The organism is Glutamicibacter sp. (genome assembly GCF_032154645.1).
Lineage (GTDB): Bacteria > Actinomycetota > Actinomycetes > Actinomycetales > Micrococcaceae > Glutamicibacter.
The window spans coordinates 95,830-115,913 of record NZ_JALDXV010000006.1; the positions used below are offsets into that span (position 1 = coordinate 95,830).

The window sequence follows — 20,084 nt, forward strand, 5'->3', positions numbered from 1 at the left end:
GGTGGATAGTGAGGTTAGACCTTGCTATCCACCTCGCATTATAAGAACGAAAGGGTTCTATCCCCGTGACTTCAGTACAGAACGACGTTATCCGCGACGTAATTATCGTAGGTTCCGGCCCTGCCGGTTACACCGCTGCGATTTACACCGCGCGCGCCAACCTGAATCCACTAGTCATCGCCGGTTCCGTAACCGCTGGTGGCGAACTGATGAACACCACCGATGTGGAGAACTTCCCAGGTTTCCCTGAGGGCATCATGGGCCCGGACCTGATGGACAACATGCAGAAGCAGGCCGAGCGCTTCGGTGCCGAGATCCTCTTCGACGATGTCACCGAGATGAATCTCGACGGTGACATCAAGTCAGTTTCCTTGGCTGACGGCACCGTATTCCGCGCACATTCAATCATCGTTTCCACCGGTTCGGCCTACCGTGAACTGGGTTTGGAAGACGAAAAGCGCCTTTCGGGCCACGGTGTTTCCTGGTGCGCAACCTGCGACGGCTTCTTCTTCCGAGAGCAGACCATTGCAGTTATCGGCGGCGGAGACTCCGCAATGGAAGAGGCTCTCTTCCTAACCAAGTTCGCTTCCAAGGTCTACGTCGTAGTGCGCCGCAACGAGCTGCGTGCCTCCAAGATCATGGGCGACCGCGCCCTGGCCCACGAGAAGATCGAGTTCGTTTGGGAATCCGAAGTTGTCGGTATCAACGGTGAAGACAAGGTCAACGGCCTGGTCGTGAAGAACCGCAACTCCGGTGCGGAAACCACCTTGGACGTCACCGGTATCTTCGTGGCCATCGGCAACGACCCACGCGTAGACCTGGTCAAAGACCAGCTTGAACTGACCGCAGAAGGCACCATCGCCGTCGACGGCCGCTCTTCCAAGACTTCGTTGCCGGGCGTCTTCGCTGCCGGCGACGTAATCGACTCGACCTACCGTCAGGCCATTACGGCAGCCGCATCAGGCTGTGCGGCGGCTCAGGACGTCGAGCACTTCCTAGCTAACGTCAAGACTCCGGCCGAGGCCGCAAACTAAATTTGAGAAAGGGGTTGTCTCCCATGAGCAACGCAAAGGCAGTAACTGAAGCAACTTTCCAGGCTGAAGTTCTGGAATCCGACAAGCCGGTCATCGTAGACTTCTGGGCCGAATGGTGCGGTCCTTGCCGTCAGCTTGGTCCAATCCTGGATCAGATTGCTGAAGAGCACGCTGACAAGGTCAACGTTGTTAAGTTGAACATCGATGAGAATCAGGCGCTGTCGGTAAAATACGGCATCACCTCGATCCCAGCAATGTTCGTATTCAAGAATGGCGAGCATGTAGCTTCTTCCCTCGGCGCCAAGCCAAAGGCTGTCATCGAGAAGGAATTCGCCGAGTACCTGTAATTCAGGTTCGCGCTTCAATTCTCAAATGGTGCGTCAGGTTTTAAAACCTGGCGCACCATTTCTGTCTTAATTCATACATTGGTTCACCCTGCCCATGGTTCAGGTACCACGACGATCACATTTGATAAGCTTCAGAGCAAGAATCAATATTAAACTAATTATTTAGTTTGTTTAATTGTTTTGAACAGTCTCATCTTTAGAATCCACCTTCAACAGGGTTTTCGGCTGCTTCATCTACTTCTGTCATTGCAAGGATGGGACTTAGCTTGGCCCCCAGTCGAACTTCGGCAGTTCTCCGCTGAGTGATTCAATCTAAGACCCATCACCGGACAGGGAAAGCTGCCGGAAAATTCTGAGTTCCGCGACTGCGACTGAATTGTTGTTTTCAATGTTGCAACGAAACGAGATCGGGCTTAGGTATTGGCAGAATGTCCAAGAGCGCTGACTCTCTAACGAGTCCTCGACGTTCGATGTCCCGGCCATGTTCATAACAAAGGTCAACGGCCACCGCTGTTCATACTGCACCTGACTAACGCCTGCTGAGCCAACCACTATGAACCATTGCGTCTCGAGCGCACGTTCACCTGAGACGACAAACAGGAGATCGGCGCCAGGGTAAATCGATGTTCCAATGATTCCCGCTTAACTCAGCTTGAACGGCTGGGCAGCTCATCAATATGGAGGCGTGGTTACTTCCTTCTTCAACTAACGAATAGCGTACTGGTCTAGTTGGCACGCTCCTCCTGCTAACCGCAGCGAGCTGGATGTCTATTTTGTGATCATCACTTCACAACGCTAGTCCGGAAGAAAAAACCTACCGCAACTAACCTCAACCTAGTCTTGAACTGATTTGTCTCATCTTAAGCATTTAGCAACTCGAATTCTTGAACGGAACTATTCCCGGTCGGGTTCCTTGCCCTCGACGAGGTTAGATTTCACCGTCTATTTTGCACCGAATAATTGTTGCTTGATGCCTCATGTTTATAGCCCCACCATTAGGGCTAGTCATACCCATCAACGTGTTGAGCACTTCGATTTCTCAGTTGTGAATTTAGAAGGTTTCACGTGAAACATGACGTCTTGTTGATTCAGACAGTATCTTTTCGACCATTGCCGCGTATGTTTCACGTGAAACATGATGTACAGGAGTTGAGTCGCTACACCTCGATACATCTCCGCATCGACCCCAGATCCGAACGAGTAACGGTCGATATTCTCCGGAAGGCTCCGGTGGCTACCGGATCCATAAAGCCGATCATCAACACTCAACTTTGGCCCTATGGTTCTTATCTGCATACTTCGAGAAAGCCAAGTATGGCGTCAGCTGAAAGTTACTTGGTACCGAAGACTACAAGGAAACATCTGAGGAGACACTCAACTAGCAATTAATCCACTGGATGCTATGCATAGCAATTCGGAGCGCATAAACCTGGACTGCCGGGAAGTCATCATGAACAAGGTTTTATGGAGGCAAAAACGTGTCCGGGTCTCTCTTGCCTATCTTTCGCTTTCAATCCTTCATATGGCCTCAACACGTGGTCCAAAAGCGGGCTCAAGAAGGACATGATCCCAGCACTCCTTGTTCCTCTGATTTTCACTACTGCAATCTGAGAGCACAGCGCCCCTGCTCCCCCTACAGACACTGATGATCATCATCCAGTGAATGGGAACAGTTTAGGAGGGATGTGAAAGGAATACGCCTCAACTACCAAACATCTAAGAAGCCCTGTGCTGGGCAATCTGATCATCTCTGCAGATGACATGGGCGCAACTGACGGACAAAAGTGCAACCGGAACATAGACAGAAACTCAGATGTAATCGCGTCCCGAATCGTCCGATCGTGAGTTCATGACCACCCTAGAGTCTCTGCAAGTACAACGTCACAACGATATAGGGATCTGTCGCATCAATAGGCCTAAGTGCCCCATCCAGACTCATAGGAAGGCGATTTCAATCTGAAGCGAGTGTACCGCCTATGAGACGTTATTCGACGGCCAGACCGAGCATGAACGTCGGCATCAATTCCTACCTGTGGCAGCACATTATTGCCGAACATTTGTGGACCCTATGGCCTGTTCATCGCTCTTCTGAACTGGCTCTGCAGCCGCAAAGTTTACGCTCGACGGGATAACGGACTCAAAGTTATGCTCTAGAGACACCGGGTACAGCAGCACTGAACAGCTACCTCCCTATATGATGAGGCCCGAACGAGCTTCACATATATTGCCCTCAGTGTTTATGAGCCTGACCAAAATACGCATTAGTTGATGTTTGATTGCATCAGCCGAGGCTGGATACGTAACCTGTGCACGCCAAGTCGTCCGTCGATACTTCATGAATCGATGGAGCAGCTATAGTTTTACGTAAACCACCTAGAAATGAATTCGAAGTCCCACCTGAATCCACTTCGGGGAACTGCAGATAGACAACAAATTTTCGGACTGCATAGCACTCAGAAAATTGATTGAAATAGCCAAGAGAGCTCCTTCAGTTCGTGAAGAACAACTGGCTCTAGCTGCCGGTACGTGGCGGTGGCAAGGGAGCGATGAAGCAAATTCATCAGGGGTCACTAGTTAGAAATTTCAGAAGCTCGATGATTATTTACGGCCTCTGGAGCCAGCACTATTCCTAAATAGAGTCTCCGGCAGATGCAGACGAATGACTGATGAAGTGACCGCAGAGTCTCCAAGACTTCGTGCTGCTTCTGTCGTTGAACGGATAGAAAAGGGCAAAGATCAGATCAACTATCCACACGTCTTGTACCGCTGCGCCCACGCTCTCCCCCGGGTCTAGCTCTACCATGCATATCGATGCTCGACCGAAGTATCGTCGCCGCTCATAACTGATGCCGACTTTCGCAGGTCCCAAACCAGCTACGGTTGGCGGTCCACACGCTGCCGGCAGGGAAGGTTCTCACCACTGCGTCGTTGACGCACTGATCCACGCCGATACCGAAATGAATGACCGTTTGGCGGCGGCAGAAAGAATGGACGGGTCTTATCAGGCTGTTCATGCATTCACTCCGCTCCTACCCACGGAAGAGATTCAATGGGCCGTTCTTTCAACAAGTAGGTAGCATCGCACAGAACCATACCCTCGGCATCGTGAACAACCTGGTCATTCATATCTGCCACAACAATCTGATCGCCGAACACAGAGTCCCGCCGGAGAAGGGTTGACTGCTCGTTAACATCAGCGAGATATGCTCATATATGGGAAGAAATCGGCAGGAAGATGAAATTCACCGCTTCCAACTCAAAAGGAAGATACTCGTGCCCTTCCACAATAACCAACCCGTACCTCCGCTACCCCGTGAGCTCATCAAACAGCCGGTCACGTGCATGTGCCTGGTTCAACCGCAATACCCAGTCTGCTGCCGCGAAATCAACTGACCTGATCGCAACACGGTTATTGCCCGTGTCAGGAAGACCAGGCAGTACCTCGTTGTACCGTCAGTGAGATAACTGTTCGAAGCCAATAACCTGCCCTGTTCAGCGTTCAGATGACCACCTCGCTGATCCTAGCCCGCTAGGTAGATATTCACCTGCACCATGTGCCCGCTAACTGACGAAAACACCAGTTAGTGATGGGTCGCTCCCCGCACGTAGCAAACCAGGTAAGCCGCACTGATCGTCGCCACCAAGATCAAACACAGCAGACAGCGATCAGTAGCAAACAGATCCATTGGGCTATCTGGCAAAATCCGCAGGATACTGGTGTTGGTGTCCGCTAGCCAGACTTAGAACTGTTCTTTGAGATCCCGTACGCGAGGTGAAGCAGCGCCCTAGAAGGCAAAACGATTCGCAGTTCACTTTGCGTCTCCCCCGCCTGAACTCGGGATCTAGCGGAGGCAACAGCTTCAGACTTCGCCCAAGGAGCCCATTAACTGCTAAACCCTGAGTCTAGTACCGAACTCGATCGACGCCAGGTTCGTTATCCCCCATCTGTCGAAGTGAAACTATCTTCTAGTGCTGGAGGCAAGCTGCTGCTAACAGGCGAGAGGCCTTCGGAATGGCGTGGGGATCGTGTCTGGAGGGATCCAGATGATTCAGGGAACGATGTCCCCCGCTCCCCCAAATCAGCCGGCCGGGCTGAAGGATAGACAGCTACTCGCGGCGGAGACTAACCACGTGCTCCCAAAGTCGCAGACTCTATCCGTTCAGCGCTATCCGTCAAAGGAATGTTTGGTGTCTCTTTGAGCAGGTCCCGAAACTGTGGGGACATACACGTCGAACGCGGACTTGCCTGTTTCTCGTTCGTATTCATTCTGGCTGACCGCTGCAACGGAGTTAGTGACGTTGGCGCGTGAGAGTCCAACATCTATTGACTACACCCTAGGGAATTCCATAGTGAATATTTGACTCGTTGAGAGCCACCAGAATCGTGGTTCAGAGCCACCCTGTATAAGCTCCTCCCACCACGCAACCGACTGTGTGGTGGAAGGAACCATTTTCGATGGTACGAAAGTTCAATGCGAAGCGGATACTCCAGCTTCGTGCCGAAGGATTGTCAGGACGCATCGTCGCGTCCACCCAAGGCATCTCCCGCAATAGCGTCGCAGACGTCCTCAACGCCGCTGACGCATCCTCCCGCCGCTGGGAGGAACTCAAGAATCTGACCGAAGAGAAGGTCTACCAACTACTTTTCCCTGGCCGTAGCGACCACGAGAGCGTCTTCACCAAACCGGACTGGTCCACGGTCCATAAGGAACTGGCCGAGGTCGGCACCAACCTGAAGCTGTTGCACGGGGAATACGCTGATCAAGCCAAAGCCACCGGAGCTGCGTTCAGGGGCTACGACCGGTTCTGCAAGTCCTACCAACGCTACGTGACCTTGCACGGAGCAACCTCCAGAGCCGCGCATAAAGCCGGCACCAACGTCGAAGTGGACTGCTCCGGGCCCACCATGCACTTACACCACCCAGTCACTGGTCAAGGCTCCACGGCGTATTTATTCATTGCTTGCCTACCGTTCAACCGGTACGCCTTCGATGAACCCTGCATGGATATGAAACAGGATTCCTGGATGATGAGCCACGCAGAGCCATGTTCACCCCCCTCGGTAGCAGCGTCCCGAGAATCGTGTGTGACAACTTGAAAACAGGTGTCATCAATACCCAGCCGGCGGTGAACTCGTCTTCAACGACGCCAACCGTCACCTCGCTGAACACAACGCAGCAGCAATCCTTCCTGGCCGCGTCCGCAAGCCCAAAGACAAGGCGAGCGTGAAGAACACTGTTGGCCACGTCGCCACCTGGGTCATCGCTGCGCTGCGTCAGGAAGAGTTCATCAGTCTCGACGCCCAGCGTGCATCGATCTATCGCCAGATGGAGGCTTATATCTCCCAAACGTTTCAGAAACGAGCAGGGTCTCGCTGCAGCGTCTTTCATGAGGAAGAACAACCACTACTGCGTCCGTCGCTTGTAGTCCCGTACGAACTAAGTAGGTGGGTCCCAGGACAAAGAGTCGCGAAGAACAGCTACGAGACCTGGAACAACTTCTACTCCGTGCCGCTCAAACGCGTCGGCGACACCGTCGATCTAAGGATCATCTCAAAGACTGTCGAAGTCTATCTGGCATCAGAACGACTCAGCAGCCACAGGCTGTTCAACGCCGCGACGGTGAACCACTACCGAAGCAACGACGCGGATATCCCACCCGAACGCAAATACCGGTCATAGGACGAACAACGCTTACATGGATGGGCCCACAAAATCGGGCCCAACACCGCCCAAGCGATCGACAAGATCTTCGTCTCGCTACCCATCGCTGAGCCAGGCATCAACCCCGAACTTGCAATGCTTCGACTGTCCTCAAAATACGGGGCGCAACGCCTAGAAAACTCCGTTGTTGTTGCGTTGCAATCCCGGATCCGCTCTCCACGCTACGGTCATCTTCATCCCATCCTGTTCAACCGTCAGGACGAGCACTGGAAGGAAGCAACGCTTCGACCAGCACCCGAGAACAGCACCGGCTATGTCCGCGGCACTGACTACTGTGCAAGAACGACCCGATGAACCTGAACACTGAAACCAAACGCAAGGTGCGCGAGATGGGTACGCGTGACCTGCTCACGGCCTTCGAAACCCAAGACGACGTGGTGAGCGTGTGTTTGAGCCTCGAAACACGCATCGAACTGACAGTGGACCAAGACCATCGGGCTATTACTCCGTGCCAAGCTACGGTATCCGCAGGCTCCTCTGCAGACCGTGGACTGAATCTAAGAATGCGGTCTGACTCATCCACTGTTGGTGCATTGAGGCCGGTGGGTTTAACATCCGTGAAACCTACTCGACTGCTGAACACTAATGGCTGGTTGCCTTCGCGTTGAGATTCTTTGTTCAGAGCTGCCAGCCGATCGTCGAGGTTAGCTGGTGGCTCTGAACTATGATTCCGGTGGCTCTCAACGAGCCAAATATTCACCGCGACCGATTCAAAGTCATTTCTGCGAGTCTCCCCCGCTGTCATATGTCCAGATCCTTCTCATCCTGAACATGATCTACTTAACTAGTTCGCTTCCTACCTGGCCTAGGCAACGCTGCATTCTGGTTCTAGAAACTCGAACCCTGAGGGTTTCAGCTAGTCGATCATCCAGAGGTCCCTGACCGCTGGACACAAGCTTTTGAGGCGTACAACGCTTTCAGGCACTGCGACTTCACGAATCAGTGTCTGCGCTAAGTACAGATCGGACTAATACAGTGGATAGCCCCTGTCGCCAGCTATCTCCTTCATCTTCATGAACGTTCCAGTGTCGGGTTATGAACCGCACCCTGAAGTGTCGAAGTCGCATGTTTTGAGTCTTCCGACCTCTGTGAATAGAGATTTGGTTTCATGACCATCTTGGCCCCGAGCATTTGAGCGTTCTACTTTCATATCTCTCGTTCAATTCAGGTACTTAGCCACTCCATTACTCCGCAATAGTCATGTTTGAGAGAACGACTTGTGAGTGATCTAAACGATTTATCAGCACTTCTTGTTGCACCTGCTTCGTCATCAGCCGCTTCAATGACCGCACCTCCCCGAAGCCCCTCTGCTGCCTTCTACGGCCCTAAGGGCACCCCACGCAGTCCCTTCCCCACCGTCGGTCTTCAGAGGCCAAGATAGCGCTTCCCAGCCCTTCGGCTCAACGAGCACGTTGAACGCAGCGTGTGCGCTGAGTGTCACTTTCCCCTATTAGCATCGACAGTCAAAAGCAGTTCGTTCGATCGATCTTCTCAATTGGGAACTTCGCCCACCGGCATTCAATGCCGTTTCGACGGACTGAGGGTTATGGGAAACTATTGTCTGTTCCACTTCTGAGGTGCTTTTTGAAACGGTTAATCCATGCCACCGTCCGGTGCAACTCAGTGCATTTCTAAGGATGCACTGCTTTGTAGGAGCAGAGGAATTGGCTTTCCAATTGAGATTACTTCAACCTAGTTGTGAGTGGGCATCCACCGCTCAGCATCGTCCTCATTGTGATTGTTTCACGTGAAACGTTGCATTTAAGGTTTCACGTGAAACATCATCAGGTACTCCCCTGCCTAAAAATGGCGCATGCTCCAAGAACATGCGCCATTTCAACTAGCTCAACATCATGATTTCAAATTTGGGTCTATTACTTCCATGATTCTGTTGAGGTCGTCCACAGATGCAAATTCGATGCTCACTTTACCTTTTCGACTACCAAGCTGAATCTTGACATTGGTATCGAGGCGGTCAGAAAGCGAGGTGGCCAAGAAATCCAAACGATCATTTCGCTGAGTTTCACGTGGCTTCTTATTCTTAAGTTTGGGCTTATCATCGCTCAATGCGACGGCTTCTTCCGTCGCGCGTACGGAAAGTCCCTCGTTGATAATCCGCTGTGCCAATTGCTCAATAGCTTCATGGCTGGACAACCCCAACAATGCTCGTGCATGGCCAGCAGAAAGGACACCCGCTGCTACTCGACGCTGGACCAATGGAGGAAGTTTCATAAGACGAATTGTGTTGGAGATCTGTGAGCGCGAACGACCAATGCGCTCAGAAAGCACTTCCTGGGTGCAATTGAACTCTTCCAGCAACTGAGAATACGCTGCAGCCTCTTCAAGAGGGTTGAGCTGCGAACGATGCAGGTTCTCAAGTAGTGCGTCTCTTAATAGATCCGTATCTTGCGTATCGCGAATAATCGCAGGAATAGTTGTGAGACCAGCAGCCTGCGTTGCACGCCAACGACGCTCACCCATAACGAGTTCATAAGGAGCGTCGTTCTTTTCACGGGTAGGTCGAACAACGATGGGTTGAAGCAAACCAATTTCACGAATGGAATGGATAAGTTCATCCATATGTTCTTGATCGAAATTGGTACGTGGCTGCTTTCGATTCGGGTGAATCTGCGACACATCGAGTTCAGCAAACTGGGCACCTGGCACTTCTACCAGCTCCTCCCCCTTTGCCTGAACAGCAGGTTCCTCCGCCTGCTTGGGCTTAGCAGGAGTTAGCGTGTTTGGCAGACCTGGCATAGTTGCCCGTGATTTCTTGACCGCTTTGGGCGCCGCAGATTCGCTCGCGGTTGGTCGAACAGAAGTGGACTTGCGGCCAGGTTCGAAGAACATATCGACTGGACGCGCAGGCTTCGCCTTCTGCTGGACCGGCTCCGTGATCGGAGCAGCTGTTTCACGTGAAACATCTGATTTTTCTTCCGAGGCAGCTGCTGCGGGAGTGCTGGAAATTAATGCTCCGAGTCCACGGCCTAACCCACGCTTCTTATCTGCCATACCGAACTGCACGCCCTTTCAAGAAAATCTCAACCCATGAACTAGTCTACTGTTCTTAGGCAGCACCAGCGGGATGCACCAGTCATAACAACATGGTGTTTCCATGTAATCAGCCAACAATCGTTCAGATTTTAACTATAAGCAAATTATTTAGACTGTATATCTGATTCGGGTAGCTGGAAAGCCTTCAGTTACGACTTTGCGCCTCGGTCAGCAATCTCATAAGCGGCTTCGCTGTATGAAAGAGCTCCTGTGGAGTTGGGATCGTAAGTAATTACCGTCTGCTGATAACTAGGCGCTTCTGATACGCGCACCGAGCGCGGGATTACCGCTCCCAAAACCTGCTCAGGGAAATGTTCGCGAACTTCATTTGCGACCTGAGCAGCTAGGTTCGTACGGCCGTCATACATGGTCAATAGGATTGTCGACACGGTAAGTCGAGAATTCAAATGCTTCTGAATCATCTCAATATTCTTCAGCAGTTGGCTCAAACCCTCCAGAGCATAGTATTCGCACTGAATTGGAATGAGTACTTCTCGTGCGGCAACGAATGCATTGACTGTCAACAGCCCAAGGCTAGGAGGGCAGTCAATGAAGACATAATCTAGGCGCGGCTGCCCGGCACGTTGGCGAGCACGCGCATAGTCATCAAGCGCCCTTTGTAGACGCTGCTCGCGCGCAACCAGCGAAACCAATTCAATCTCGGCGCCCGCGAGATGGATCGTGGCAGGAGCCACCTGAAGGCTTGGAAGTTCAGGGCAGGTTGCCACAACATCCGATAAAGGAACATCGTTAATCAGCACATCGTAAATGCTGTCAACTTCTGCATGGTGCTCAATGCCAAGTGCAGTTGAAGCATTTCCCTGTGGATCAATATCAATCACGAGGACATTCAAGCCGCCCTTAGCCAGGGCGGCGGCGAGGTTCACCGTTGTCGTTGTCTTTCCAACGCCGCCCTTTTGATTGGAAATTGTGAAGTAACGAGTCTTGTCCGGCTTGGGCACCTTGCGTGCATCCAGTGCTTCTCGTCGACGGTGCTCACTTGCCAGTTGGGTGGCCAGTGGCGAGGAAGAGTCGTTGAAGTCAAAAGCGCTACTTGCTGATTCTTTGGCCTTAGACAAAGGTGAAACTCCTCCTCATGAGTTGATGCAGGTCCAGTTTGAGACCCTCATCGACGCATGTTTCACGTGAAACATACAAAACAAGCTCTGTCGTTTGCAAATACTTCTACCATGGCAACTTCCACGATTGGTCAAGACATCTGCAAACAAAATCCACTTAAAGCCTAACGCTTCAAAGCTAGGCAACCTTAATGCGAACCACCGTGGTTGGTTCCTTCAAGATTTCTTCACCGACGACAAGCACCTCGGCATCCTTGCCGCCGAGCTTACGTATGGCCTTGGATGCCTTCTCGATCTCTTCTGCAGCCGAACGCCCCTTGATAGCGATCAGCTCGCCATGACCGTGCAACAGCGGCATCGTGAGCCCGGCGAGGTTCGTCAGCGCGGACACGGCACGAGCGGTGACATAACGGGCGTTCACGACGTCCACCATCTGCTCCGCACGGCCACGCATGACGGTAACGTTGTCGAGCCCCAGATGGTCAATCACCTCACTGAGCCAAATGCAGCGGCGCTCCAGCGGCTCAATGAGGGTCAGTTTCAGATCCGGGCGGGCAATGGCCAAGCAAAGCCCTGGAAGGCCGGCCCCTGAGCCTACGTCGGCTACTTCGGCGTCCTTCTCCATGACGGACTCAATGACTGCACAGTTCAATACGTGACGAGACCACAGGCGCGGCACCTCTCGAGGTCCCAGAAGTCCACGTTCAATACCCGAGGTCGCCAGATGCTCGACGTAGCGCTTTGCAAGGTCTAGCCGATCGCCGAAAATCTTTTCGGCGGCAAGTTGCTCTTCTGCTGTGAGGCTGAGGTCCTCGGTCATTGCATGGGTCCTTTGATTCTTGTGCAGGTACGTTGGGTGTTGCTTAGCTATCCAGCGTTGATACCACGATGTGTCGGCGCGATGACTCGCCCTCAGACTCGGAGTGGAGTCCAGCATCGGCAATAACATCGTGAACCAGCTTGCGCTCATAGGCGCTCATTGGATCCAGATGCACTGGCTCGCCGCTCTTGCTCGCTTTATCGATCGCGTCCTGAGCAATTTTTCGCAGCTGTTCAGCGCGATCAGAACGGTATCCGGCGATGTCCAAAATCAAACGCGAACGTTCACCGGTGGCATTCAAAACTGCTAGTCGGGTGAGCTCCTGAAGCGCGTCGAGCACTTCCCCGTCCTTGCCTACAAGACTCTGAAGATCTGCCTCGCCCTCTTCAGTCACGATGGAGATGTAGGTGCGGCCGCCGCGGATTTCGATGTCGATATCACCATCGAGGTCGGCAATATCCAAAAGTTCTTCCAGGTAGTCGGCTGCGACGTCACCTTCGTCAAGAACTTCTTGGTTCTCTTCGACCTGATTTTCTAGGTCCTCAATATGTTCAGTTGCAGTCATGGCTAGTTCTTCTTCCGGCGGTTCTTACGCTGTGGCTGCTGGCGCTGGCCCTTAGGCTGCTCAACGACAGTCTCTTCTACTTCAGAGGTCTTCTTCTGGCCTACTGGAGGCAAGCCCTTGGCTGCACGGCGGGCGTTCAGTTCACGCTCGGCTTCAGAGCCTGGAGTTGGGTTGTTGTGGATGACCCAGTACTGCTGACCAAGGGTCCACAGGTTGGTGGCGGTCCAGTAGATCAGCACACCGATTGGGAAGTTGATGCCACCGATACCGAACACCAGCGGAAGGATGTACATCATCATCTTCTGCTGCTGCATGAATGGACCCTGCAGGGCCTCGGCGCTCATGTTCTTGGTCATCAGCTGGCGCTGGGTGAAGAACTGCGAAGCGATCATCGCAAGAATCATAACGATCGCGACAATAATGACCGAGATGTTCGGGTTGCCCGAATTAATGGTTCCCAGGAAGGTCTCGGACAGTGGCGCACCGAAGATGGTCGCGGCGTCGAAGCTGCGGATGTTGTCTACCGACAGCGCGCCGACAGACTGGCCTGCTGCACTGGCGTGAGAGGCGTTATTCAGCACGCGGAACAGTGCAAAGAAGAACGGCATCTGGATCAGCAGAGGCAAGCAGGAAGACAGCGGGTTGGTCTTGTGCTTCTTAAACAGCGCTTGCTGTTCCTGAACCATCGCCTGGCGCGAGAGCTGATCGGTCTTACCCTTGTACTTAGCCTGCAGCTTGCGCAGGTCAGGCTGCAATGCCTGCATAGCTCGCTGAGACTTGATCTGCTTGACGAAGACCGGGATCAGCAAGGTACGAATCAACAGCACCAGGAAGATGATCGAAAGGGTCCAGGTAACACCGGAGTCCGGATCCATACCAATGAACGAAAACAGTTCGTGGAAAGCCCACAGTACCCATGACACCGCGTAGGTAAACGGCGTCAATATGGTGTCTAGAAATGAGTTCATTAGAGGTCGCGCTCCTTGCGGCCGCTATCTGCGGCGTCTTCATCGTCGGGAATCACAGGATGATTCAAAACTATGATCCTCGGCAGTTTGCCTTCTGGCCAAATCCTTGGACCCTCGGGAACCTGGTCGACGCCGCCGTGGGACCACGGATTGCATCGAAGGATTCGCCAAATGGTTAGCCCGGCACCTTTGATGACGCCGTGCTGGGTAACTGCTTCTAGCCCGTAGGCAGAACAGCTGGGAAAGTATCGGCATACATCGCCGTAAATCGGCGAGATAATTTTTCGGTAAAGCTTAATGAGCCCGATCAAGATGTTGCGTGGGATATCAATGATGAACCACAGGACACCTGTACGGGGCTTTGTGTCCTTACGCATCAGCGAGCCACGGACTTACGAACAGCGGCGGCGAAAGCCGAAGATACCTGGGAATTCAGTTCTTCCCATGAAAGTTCAGCAGCTCCGGGCAAGGCCCTCACGACAATATCTAAATTTCCATCGTCGCGTCGAAGCTCATGAGCTATTTCGCGCATTCGCCGTTTGGCAAGATTCCTTTTAACGGCAATACCTACAGCCTTGGACACAATGAATCCAAACCTATCCCCCACCACCTGATCATCGGCGCGAGGGCGTGCATATAGCACGACGTTCCGGCGTCCGCTTCGGACGCCGGAACGTACAGTGGCTGTAAGGTCCTGCGCTAGGCGCAGTCGCTGATTCTTTGGCAACATGAGGTTTCTTCGTGACTCTTAGCTGAGCCCAGAGAAACTATGCTGCCAAGAGCTGTGTCGCAAATTTATGCGGACAGCTCGCTGCGGCCCTTGCTGCGGCGTGCCGACAGGATGGCACGGCCTGCACGGGTACGCATACGAAGACGGAAACCGTGCTTCTTGGCACGACGACGGTTGTTTGGCTGAAAAGTCCGCTTGCTCACGGTGATACTCCAAGACGTTCAGTGATACGCCTTACCCGTTACTAGCTAGCTGGATAACAACAGGCTGACGCACATTTACTTTGAAAAACGCATACTTTTGCGGGCTCTTCTAAAACTGAGCAGGTCGCAAAACGCACACATAGGACTGAATAACAATAGGAAAATCTGCACGCTAGGTCAAATTGGCGCACACGAAGCAACCCCAATGATTCTGCAGAAACGGGCCTGTGAATAATCTACCCCAAAGTTGTGGATTACGGGCGATGTAAACGAAAGAAAATTCACAAACCAGAACGAAAATACTTGTCACGCAGGTCTTGAATTGGCTTGATTTCAAGGGAAAACCAGTTTTCCACACCCAAAACGCTCACTTTTTCCACCACGCTGTGCATAAGTGTGTGGATGGTGGATAGAATCTATGTTGATACCTGCGCAAAATTGGCATCTTCAACACTAGTTCTCTGGTTGTTATGTGACCAAGATTGCATTAATCGATGGAAAGAGGGGCGCCCTTAGTGAGCAGCGACGAGACCAATAGTATTGGCAGCTCCTGGCGTCAGGTAATCCGGAAGATCGAAGACGACGACCGAGTGAAGGCGCGCCACCGGGCCTTTGTATCGTTGGCAAAGCCGCAGGGGCTCATTGGTACAACGCTACTGGTAGCCGTACCCAACGATCTGACCCGCGACATGTTGCAGACTCAGCTGCGCGAGCCACTTGACGACGCATTGCGCGAAGTATTCCAGGATGACATCCGTTGCGCTGTCAGCGTCGATCTTTCTTTGTCAGAAGAGCTTGAAAACAACGAAGATGAAGCTCCTGCTGCGTCCCCAACTGCGGCTTCTACTGTCTCCGATGCGCCAGGTCCTCGTCCTCAGCCAGCCCCCCAGCCGACTCCACCATCAAACTCGCAGGAATTCGGACGACTCAACCCGAAGTACATTTTCGATACATTTGTCATCGGTTCGTCGAACCGTTTCGCGCACGCTGCTGCAGTTGCCGTCGCAGAAGCACCGGCCAAGGCCTATAACCCGCTTTTCATCTATGGCGATTCCGGTTTGGGCAAGACTCACTTATTGCACGCAATCGGCCATTACGCACGTCACCTCTATAAAGGCATCCGTGTTCGTTACGTGAATTCAGAAGAATTCACCAACGACTTCATCAATTCGATCCGTGATGACGAGGGTGCGAGCTTCAAGCAGACCTACCGCAACGTAGATATTCTGCTCATCGACGACATTCAATTCTTGGCGAACAAGGATGCAACTCAAGAAGAGTTCTTCCATACGTTCAATGCGCTGCATAACCACAACAAACAAGTTGTCATTACCTCTGACTTGCCTCCAAAACAGCTGCAAGGATTCGAAGACCGCATGCGTTCTCGCTTTGAATGGGGTCTGCTCACCGATATTCAGCCGCCTGAACTTGAAACACGGATCGCGATTCTTCGCAAGAAGGCCGATGCAGAAAACCTCTCTGCGCCTAGCGATGTCATGGAGTACATCGCTTCGCGCATCTCCACTAACATCCGCGAGCTTGAAGGCGCACTGATTCGAGTCACAGCATTTGCATCACTGAACAATCAGCAAGTTGATCTGGCACTCGCTGAAACCGTGCTCAAGGATCTAATTAGTGAAGACGGCGCACAGGAGATCACTCCTTCAACCATTATCAAGCAAACGGCTGAATACTTCGGATTGACCATCGAGGAACTCAACAGCAAATCGCGCACGAGAACGCTGGTTACCGCGCGCCAAATCGCAATGTACCTCCTGCGCGAGCTGACCGAAATGTCGTTGCCGAAGATCGGCGCTGAGCTTGGCGGACGAGACCACACCACTGTCATCCATGCTGATCGCAAGATCCGTGAATTGATGGCTGAACGACGTGCCATCTTCAACCAGGTAACCGAGCTAACCAACCGCATCAAGCAAAGTCAGCGGGAACTCTAAATCCGATTGCCACAGATGTGGATAAATATGTGGAATATCTGGTGACAGGCTGCGGATAAACAGCAGAGCCCATGTGGATGTTAAAAAACGTGAAACTGAGTATCAACAGTTGAGTGGAACTGCGTCTCACGTTCAACCACAGATTGTTCACATGCACAATTGGCGTCGGATCTGGGAATGAGCGCCTTTTCCACAGTATCCACAAGGGTTATTAACACTTCCCCTTTAAATACTTATCCATCCAAATAACGAGTCCTCCGACTCTCAGGGATCCAAAACTGTGAAAAACCAAAGTTGAACAGACTGCAGACATCGCAAGCATTCTGAAAATTTTTGTTGTTTGCTACACAGTTGGGACAGATCCTTCACCAGAGAACTTTTAGACGTGGCAAGATTGTTTGCAGAGAACATGCAACTACCTCCTCTATGCTTAAGAACTTGGCGGGGAACTACCTTCTTGGCCTGACTTAAGACTTATTAAGGTTCCGAAAGGCGGATTTTTCGTGAAGTTCAGCGTTGAAAAGGATGTATTGGCAGACGCCGTATCTTGGACTGCTCGCTCCTTGGCTCAGCGACCACCATCTCCCGTACTAGCTGGCATTCTCATCACTTCGCATGAAGGTCTAGTACGCCTCGAGGGATTCGACTACGAAATTTCGTCCCATATTGAGATTCCTGCTGACATCTCCGAACAGGGCTCAATTCTGGTTTCCGGAAAACTTCTGGCTGAAATCACCCGTTCCCTGCCGAACTCAACGGTGACTTTGGAGACTGAAGGTTCCAAAATCACTTTGACCTGTGGTCGATCGCGATTCCATTTGGCTACGATGCCGGTGGATGAATATCCGAACCTTCCCGAACTGCCTGAGGTTGCCGGCGTCATTGACGGCCAGTCATTTGCATCAGCGGTCTCGCAGGTAATTGTCGCCGCATCAAAAGACGACACTCTTCCTGTGCTTACCGGCATTAAGGTCGAAATCGAAAATGACCTCATTACGTTCTTGGCCACAGACCGCTATCGCTTGGCTATGCGTGAGCTGAACTGGACCCCGAACCAACCAGAAATCTCAACTTCATTCCTCATCAAGGCAAAGACTTTGAGTGAAGTAGCAAAGACTCTGTCGGGGGCAGGAGAGCTGAAGCTTGCCATCAGTGCCAACGGTGAAATGGTCGGTTTTGAAAGTGCTAACCGTCGAACCACATCGCTGCTGATCAATGGCGAGTATCCGAAGATCCGATCGCTGTTCCCTAGTGATACGCCAATTCATGCTACCGTTCGCACCAGCGAATTGATCGAAGCGGTTCGCCGCGTTTCTGTGGTTGCTGAAAGAAACACCCCGGTGCGTATGGCTTTCATCGATGGCCAGCTGACCTTGGATGCAGGTACCGGTGAAGACGCTCAGGCTGAAGAAGCAATCGTTGCAGCACTGCGCGGCGAAGACATTACCGTCGCCTTCAACCCGACTTTCTTATCTGAAGGACTGAATTCCTTCAATACCGATTTCGTACGCTTCTCATTCACCAGTGCCCCAAAGCCGGCAATGCTTACCGGACAGGAAAAACTGGATGAAGACGATCAGGACCAGTACCGCTACCTTGTGATGCCTGTCCGTCTGCCAAACTCGAACTAGTCATTGCCTACACGGTAGGTAGATCATCCTTCCTACCACGTCATTTCTGTCAGGACCCAGGTGTATATCTCACAGCTTTCCCTCACGAGCTTCCGCTCGTATACGCAAGCTGACGTGCATCTGGCTCCTGGCATCAATGTCTTGGTTGGTCCCAACGGCGTCGGCAAAACGAACATCGTTGAATCAATTGGATACCTGGCGACCTTAGCTTCCCACCGCGTTAGCAATGATGCGCCGCTGCTGAACTTTGGTGCTGAACGTGCACTCATTCGAGCTACTGTGCATCGCGGAAGTCAGCAGACGCAGCTCGAGGTAGAAATAACCAGCGGCAAACACAATCGAGCTCGAATCAACCGGGCCAATCCGGTGCGTGCGCGAGAAATCCTGGGCCTGGTTCGAACTGTGCTCTTTGCGCCGGAAGATTTGGCACTGATTAAGGGTGATCCATCAAATCGGCGCAGGTTCCTCGATGAGTTGTTAATTGCACTTCGTCCCATCGAAGCCGGCACCAAGAACGACTACGAACGAATCGTGAAGCAGCGCAATGCGTTGCTCAAATCTATTCGCGGCAAGTCCAAGCTCAACACCTCACAAGAAAACACTCTGCAGGCATGGGATATGCAGCTCGCCGCCACCGGCGCACGCTTAATTCGTGGCCGACTAAATGTTCTGGCCCTGCTGCGTCCCTACATGCAGGCAGCCTATGCAGACCTCGCGGACGGGGCCAAGGCCGCGAATGCCGTCTATCGTTCGTCGCTCGAGGGCGAAGTGGATGAAAGCAGCCTCCCAGCACAGAATTTGGAAGAACTAGGTCAGGAAGAAATTCAAAATCTGCTGCTTGATGCAATCGAAGCAAACCGTGCTCGAGAACTCGAGCGTGGAGTTTCCCTGTTCGGCCCGCACCGCGACGACTTGATTCTTACGTTGGGCAAGGCCCCAGCCAAGGGCTATGCCTCCCACGGCGAGACATGGTCGTTCGCTCTTGCCCTGCGTTTGGCGGCCTACCGTGTATTCGGCGACGACGATCCGCGCACCGGATCAGGCCCCATTCTGATCCTCGACGACGTTTTTGCAGAACTCGACGCAACCAGACGCAACAGGCTGGCGCATATTGTGGCCGGAGCTGAGCAGGTTCTGGTCACTGCAGCCGTGATGGATGATGTCCCCGAAGCATTGAAGGGACATTTCTTCCAGGTCTCCCCTGGGCAGGTAATCGATGCCTAGCCAGGGCTTTGACGACGAGCACCGCATGGACCCGGAGATCGACGCCGCCAAGGCGTTGCTCAACCGCATGCGCAAGCTCGCCGAAGAGCGCGGCGACGCCCGACTGGATGCAGCTCGAATAGCAAAGGTGCGCCAACGCCAAGCTGCAAGGAATGCTTTCGCCGCGGGCAAATCCGCTCCCACGGAAGGCGCAGCACGCGATCCGCGGTCCATCGGCGATGTCGTTTCGCGCATGTCCAAGGCCCGGGGTTGGAACACGCAAGTTGCCGTGGGCTCCGTTCTGGGACGTTGGGATGAGCTGGTCGGTGAGCGCATCGCTCAGCATTGCAAGCCGGAATCTTTTGAAAATTCGGTGGTCATCGTCCGCTGTGATTCAACCTCTTGGGCAACCCAACTGAAATTGATGACGCACCAGCTGTTGAAGAAATTTGATGCTGAACTCGGGCCCGGGATCGTCACGGTGATTCGGGTGCTGGGACCGAACGCTCCTTCGTGGCGTCACGGAAGCAGATCTGTCGCAGGCCGCGGCCCTCGAGATACCTACGGCTGAAAATTGCTGGCACGGCATATGGCGCTCTAACGCCCCCTCAAGCTGGATCCCCCCTCAGCAGATCACTCAAACTCGCTCAGATGGTCAATTCTGTGGCTTATGCGGCTGATTTAGGCCACAGAATCCCCGAAAATTTTGCTCTAGGCGGTAGAATTAGAGGTAGTGAATTCTCTGCGCCGCGGTGTACTCCGCGACTCAGTA

Annotated in this window: 14 protein-coding genes and 1 pseudogene; 7 read left to right on the top strand and 8 right to left on the bottom strand. The window is 52.7% G+C overall.

Going from position 1 to position 20,084, the window contains the following annotated elements; translation table 11 throughout:
* The first annotated feature begins 65 nt into the window (after positions 1-65).
* From trxB to istA, 3 genes and pseudogenes are all read left to right on the top strand, one after another.
* Positions 66-1,034, top strand: coding sequence for a thioredoxin-disulfide reductase (gene trxB / locus RUH64_RS07380; protein ID WP_313812511.1), 969 nt, complete (start codon positions 66-68; stop codon positions 1,032-1,034).
* A 23-nt stretch (positions 1,035-1,057) separates the two neighbouring features.
* Entirely contained in the window at positions 1,058-1,381 is a 324-nt protein-coding gene (gene trxA, locus RUH64_RS07385) for a thioredoxin (protein ID WP_313812512.1), read from the top strand.
* Positions 1,382-5,837: 4,456 nt separating this feature from the next.
* Positions 5,838-7,398: pseudogene (istA, locus tag RUH64_RS07390) on the top strand (IS21 family transposase).
* 1,557 nt (positions 7,399-8,955) lie between these two features.
* Here the strand turns inward: istA and RUH64_RS07395 are convergent.
* The 8 genes from RUH64_RS07395 to rpmH all read right to left on the bottom strand — a co-directional run bounded on the left by RUH64_RS07395 (position 8,956) and on the right by rpmH (position 14,523).
* Positions 8,956-10,116, bottom strand: a complete 1,161-nt coding sequence (locus tag RUH64_RS07395; protein ID WP_313812514.1) for a ParB/RepB/Spo0J family partition protein — start codon at positions 10,114-10,116, stop codon at positions 8,956-8,958.
* Positions 10,117-10,307: 191 nt separating this feature from the next.
* A complete protein-coding gene (locus RUH64_RS07400) occupies positions 10,308-11,237 on the bottom strand; it encodes a ParA family protein (RefSeq protein ID WP_313812515.1) in 930 nt (309 codons plus the stop codon).
* 178 nt (positions 11,238-11,415) lie between these two features.
* Positions 11,416-12,057, bottom strand: coding sequence for a 16S rRNA (guanine(527)-N(7))-methyltransferase RsmG (rsmG, locus tag RUH64_RS07405; RefSeq protein WP_313812516.1), 642 nt, complete (start codon positions 12,055-12,057; stop codon positions 11,416-11,418).
* Between the two features lie 43 nt (positions 12,058-12,100).
* Positions 12,101-12,622 (bottom strand): R3H domain-containing nucleic acid-binding protein, encoded by a 522-nt coding sequence (locus RUH64_RS07410; RefSeq protein WP_313812517.1) that lies wholly within the window; start codon positions 12,620-12,622, stop codon positions 12,101-12,103.
* A gap of 2 nt (positions 12,623-12,624) precedes the next feature.
* Positions 12,625-13,590: a membrane protein insertase YidC gene (gene yidC / locus RUH64_RS07415; RefSeq protein WP_313812519.1), complete on the bottom strand. Its 966-nt coding sequence runs from the start codon at positions 13,588-13,590 to the stop codon at positions 12,625-12,627.
* Positions 13,590-13,967, bottom strand: a complete 378-nt coding sequence (yidD, locus tag RUH64_RS07420) for a membrane protein insertion efficiency factor YidD (RefSeq protein WP_313812521.1) — start codon at positions 13,965-13,967, stop codon at positions 13,590-13,592. The genes yidC and yidD overlap by 1 nt, the downstream gene beginning before the upstream one ends.
* Positions 13,967-14,320, bottom strand: coding sequence for a ribonuclease P protein component (rnpA, locus tag RUH64_RS07425; protein ID WP_313812522.1), 354 nt, complete (start codon positions 14,318-14,320; stop codon positions 13,967-13,969). The genes yidD and rnpA overlap by 1 nt, the downstream gene beginning before the upstream one ends.
* Before the next feature lie 65 nt (positions 14,321-14,385).
* Positions 14,386-14,523 (bottom strand): 50S ribosomal protein L34, encoded by a 138-nt coding sequence (gene rpmH / locus RUH64_RS07430; protein ID WP_082124037.1) that lies wholly within the window; start codon positions 14,521-14,523, stop codon positions 14,386-14,388.
* A gap of 515 nt (positions 14,524-15,038) precedes the next feature.
* Between rpmH and dnaA the strand changes: the two genes are divergently transcribed.
* The 4 genes from dnaA to RUH64_RS07450 all read left to right on the top strand — a co-directional run bounded on the left by dnaA (position 15,039) and on the right by RUH64_RS07450 (position 19,883).
* Positions 15,039-16,478, top strand: coding sequence for a chromosomal replication initiator protein DnaA (gene dnaA / locus RUH64_RS07435; protein ID WP_396275995.1), 1,440 nt, complete (start codon positions 15,039-15,041; stop codon positions 16,476-16,478).
* A gap of 503 nt (positions 16,479-16,981) precedes the next feature.
* The gene (gene dnaN, locus RUH64_RS07440) at positions 16,982-18,109 is read left to right on the top strand and encodes a DNA polymerase III subunit beta (RefSeq protein WP_313812525.1); all 1,128 of its coding nucleotides are present in this window, start codon (positions 16,982-16,984) and stop codon (positions 18,107-18,109) included.
* 60 nt (positions 18,110-18,169) lie between these two features.
* Positions 18,170-19,333: a DNA replication/repair protein RecF gene (gene recF, locus RUH64_RS07445; protein WP_313812526.1), complete on the top strand. Its 1,164-nt coding sequence runs from the start codon at positions 18,170-18,172 to the stop codon at positions 19,331-19,333.
* On the top strand, positions 19,326-19,883 hold the full coding sequence (locus tag RUH64_RS07450; RefSeq protein ID WP_313812528.1) for a DciA family protein: 558 nt from the start codon (positions 19,326-19,328) through the stop codon (positions 19,881-19,883). Before recF ends, RUH64_RS07450 begins: the two co-directional genes overlap by 8 nt.
* Positions 19,884-20,084 lie beyond the last annotated feature (201 nt).